Source organism: Zetaproteobacteria bacterium (assembly GCA_003696765.1).
GTDB lineage: Bacteria > Pseudomonadota > Zetaproteobacteria > Mariprofundales > J009 > RFFX01.
Window position 1 is genome coordinate 1 of the sequence record RFFX01000082.1, and the last position, 3927, is coordinate 3927.

The window sequence follows — 3927 nt, forward strand, 5'->3', positions numbered from 1 at the left end:
GGCCTTGTTCCAGCACCCCTGCACGATCAGGTCGATGCCCAGCTCGCCGGCACGGGCCTCCACCACATGCGAGCTGCGGCCGGTGAGGATGGCCGGGCGAATGCCGGCGCGTTGCACCAGCTTGATGCCGTGGCCGTCGCGGACATGGAAGTGTTTGTGCTCGATGCCACGGTTATCGAGGGTGATGCGGCCGTCGGTGAGCACACCATCGACATCGAGCACCAGCATCCTGATGGAGGCCGCAGCGGCGAGTGGAAAGGGGGGGCGCTGCCGTGCCATCAGGCGATGCCCTGCTGCAGCAGATCGTGCAGGTGGACGATACCCACCACCCTGCCGGCGTCGTCCTCGACGAAGAGGGCGGTGATCTTGTGCTCCTCCATGCGCAGCACCGCCTCCGAGGCGAGTCGGTCGGGGGCGATGCAGCGGGGGGCGCCGTGGAGAAAACGGGAGACCGGGGTGCTCATGTCGGGCGATCCCCCCTCCAGGATGCGGCGCAGGTCGCCGTCGGTCATGCAGCCGACCAGCCGCCCGGCCTCGGTGATGCCGGTGATGCCCAGCCGGCAGCGGCTCATGGTCAGGATCGCCTCGCGCAACGGCGTTCGCACGTCGACCAGCGGCAGTTGATCGCCGCGGTGCATCACCTCCTCGACCCGCAGCAGCCGCCTGCCCAGCGCGCCTGCCGGGTGGACGCGGGCGAAATCCTCCGGCCGGAAGCCGCGGTGGCGCAGGGTGACCACCACCAGCGCGTCGCCCAGGGCCAGGGTGGCGGTGGTCGATGCGGTGGGGGCGAGGTTCATCGGGCAGGCCTCCTGCCGCACCGGCACATGGAGGGTGATGGAGGCGTGGCGGGCCAGGGTGGAGTCGGGGTTGCCGGTGATGGCGATGATCGGCGTCCCCAGCCGGGTGACGGTGGGCAGCAGGGCGCAGACCTCGGCGGTCTGGCCGCTGTGCGAGAGGGCGAGCAGCAGGTCGTGGCGGGTGATCATGCCGAGGTCGCCGTGCAGCGCCTCGGCGGCGTGGACGAAGAAGGAGGGGGTGCCGGTGGAGGCGAAGCTGGCCGCGATCTTGCGGGCGATGATGCCCGACTTGCCCATGCCGACCACCACCAGCCGCCCGCGTGTGGCGAGGATGGCGTCGATCGCCCGGTCGAAGGCGCGGTCCAGCGACTGCTCCACCGCGGCGATCGCCTCCCGCTCCAGCCTGAGCACCTCGCGCCCTTGCGCAACCCACGAGGGGTGGGTCACCGCCAGGCGACCTCGTTGATCGGTGGCTGTTCAAGCGCGGCGAGCAGCTCCTGCTTAACCCGTGCGAAGCGGCGGCGCAACCGGCGGGGGATCGGGTGCGCCGGGGTACGCTCGATGGTCAGCGGGTCGACCGCCCGACCGTCGATGCGGAACTCGAAGTGGAGGTGGGGGCCGGTGGCCAGCCCGCTCATGCCGACGTAGCCGATCACCTGGCCCTGCTCCACCCAGGAGCCTCGGTGCAGGCCGCGGGCGTAGCCGTGCAGGTGGCCGTAGGCGGTGCCGTGGTGGCGGTTGCGGTGGCGGATCAGGATGAAGCGGCCGTAGCCGCCGCGTCGGCCGAGGTAGACGATGCGACCGGCGCCGACGGCGTGGATCGGGGTGCCGATGGGTGCGGCGTAGTCGACGCCGCGGTGGGCGCGGGTATAGCCGAGGATCGGGTGTTTGCGCGCCAGGGTGAAGCGCGAGGAGATGCGGGTGAACTTGACCGGCGCCTTGAGGTAGTTCTTGCGCATGCTGGTGCCGTCCGGCGCGTAGTAGGCGCTATGGCCGTGGTCGTCGGTGAAGCGGATCGCCCGGTAGCGCCTGCCGCGGTTGACGAACTCCGCCGCCAGGATGGTGTCGCCGATGTGCCGCCCCCGGTCGTCGAAGCGCTCCTCGAGCAGCAGTGCGAAGCGGTCGCCCTTACGCAGGTTGCGCGCGAAATCGATGTCCCAGCTGAAGATGTCGACCAGGTTCATGGTGGTGCGGTCGTCGAGCCCGGCGCGGGCGGCGTCGCTGAAGAGGTTTTCCCGGATCACGCCGGAGGCGACCACCCGGCGGCTGGTCACCGTCCGGTCGCCGGTCGCCGCCCGCCAGCCGCCGCGGCCGCCACGGGTCAACTCGAGGGTGTGCAGCGGGTCGATCTCCATCGTCAGCCGGGTGGCGTCGCGGTGGTCGATGCGGGTGAGCCGCTGGCCGGGGTGGACTCGGGTCAACGGATAGAGGTCGCGGGCGGCGCGGGCCATGGCCAGCACCTCGCCGCTGGAGAAGCCGAGCCGGTGGAGCGCGCTGCTGGCGCTGTCGCCCCGGCGGATGGTGGTGGTGCGCACCCGTTGCGTCGGCGGGGAGGAGGGTGGGGGAAGGGCGGCGGCGAGGTGTTCGTGGTGGATGGTCGGCGGACGGGCCGGGGTGGCGGAGCGGGGCGGCAGCGCCAGCAGGGCGATCGGCAGAAGGATGCCGGCGGCGAGTGCGCCGGCGCGAAGACGGGTGTGCAGCGCCGGAGGACGGAAGGCGGCGGCCCGGGTTCCTGCCCGTCGCAACTGCGGGCCGAGCTGTGCGCCCGCCCGCCGCAGCCAGGAGCCGAGCCGTCCACCAGCCTGTTGCAGCCATGCGCGCAGGGTCGCCGCCATCCGCCCCCATGACGCGATGGCGCGGCGGCGCCGCGGGGCCTCGGGCGGGCGGATCGGCGGGGAGAAGTCGTCAGCCATGATCAGGACGCAAAAGATCCGCCCGTGGGCTTTTCGTCTCCCTCGCAAATCCATCGCTTGCCTGGGCAAGCTCTGGACTTGCGCAGCCGTCCTGCCCGCCGAGCGTTCCAGAGCGGGTCAGATGGTCGATGCGGATCGGCGCCGGCGGATGGGAGTCATGCCATGCCGACCAGAGCGGGTCGGGCGTGAGGGTGGCGGCATTCTCTTCGTACATGGCGATCAGCGCATCGGCCAGCGCGGTGGCGTCGCTGTGGGCGCAGGCGTAGGCATCGGCCTGAAACTCATGCCGACGGGAGAGCAGATTCATCAGCGGCGCAAGCCAGAAGCCGAGCCACGGCACAAGCAGCGTGAAGAGCGCCAGCAGCGCCCCGGCGGAGGGGGTGTCGATGCCGAACAGCGGCAGGAACCACGGCGCGTTGCCCAGCCAGCCGAGCAACGCGAAGCCGATCAGCGACAGCAGCAGCGACCAGACGATGCGCTGGAGGATATGGCGCTGCTTGAAGTGGCCCAGTTCGTGGGCCAGCACCGCTTCGACCTGCGTCGGGGTGAGCTGCTTGAGCAGCGTATCGAAAAAGACGATGCGCTTGTTGCGTCCGAAGCCGGTGAAGTAGGCATTACCGTGGGCCGAACGGCGCGAGCCGTCCATGACAAACAGGCCGCCGTTTTCAAAGCCGCAGCGGTTGAGCAAGGCATCGATGCGCTGTCGGAGCTCGTCCGCCTCCAGCGGGGTGAATTTGTTGAACAGCGGCGCGATCAGCGTCGGGTAGAGCCAGAGCATCAGCAGCGAGAAGCCCCCCCAGACCAGCCAGGCATCGAACCACCATGCCGGGCCGGCGTGGATCATCAGCCAGACGATCAGAGCGAGCAGGGGGGTGCCGATGAGCAGCACCAGCAGCGCATGTTTGGTCAGATCGGCGAAGAAGGTGGCCGGGGTGGTGCGGTTGAAGCCGAATGCTGCCTCCAGCCGGAAGGTGCGGTAGAGCGAGAGCGGCAGATCGAGCAGCGCGCCGATGAGCAGGAAGAGCAGCATCAGCGCAACGCTATGGGCAAGCGGGTCGAGTGTCAGCGTCCGGCGCAATGCGTGGTCGAGCCAGGCCAGGCCGCCGCCGACCGTCCAGCCGAGGAAGAGCAGCAGGTCGATGATTCGGCCGATCCATCCGAGGCGGAGCCGGGCGATGGTGTAGTCCGCCGCCTTGCGGTGCGCCTCGAGGGTGACC

Annotated in this window: 4 protein-coding genes; all 4 read right to left on the reverse strand. The window is 70.2% G+C overall.

The window, feature by feature from the left end; translation table 11 throughout:
• On the reverse strand, positions 1-228 hold a 228-nt coding region (locus D6682_07845), incomplete at its 3' end, for a phenylphosphate carboxylase subunit delta (protein RMH50095.1).
• 50 nt (positions 229-278) lie between these two features.
• Positions 279-1250, reverse strand: coding sequence for a KpsF/GutQ family sugar-phosphate isomerase (locus tag D6682_07850; GenBank protein ID RMH50096.1), 972 nt, complete (start codon positions 1248-1250; stop codon positions 279-281).
• Entirely contained in the window at positions 1241-2152 is a 912-nt protein-coding gene (locus D6682_07855) for a hypothetical protein (protein ID RMH50098.1), read from the reverse strand. Before D6682_07855 ends, D6682_07850 begins: the two co-directional genes overlap by 10 nt.
• A gap of 550 nt (positions 2153-2702) precedes the next feature.
• Positions 2703-3927, reverse strand: a 1225-nt coding sequence (locus tag D6682_07860) for a M48 family peptidase (GenBank protein RMH50097.1), incomplete at its 5' end; no start/stop codon positions are given.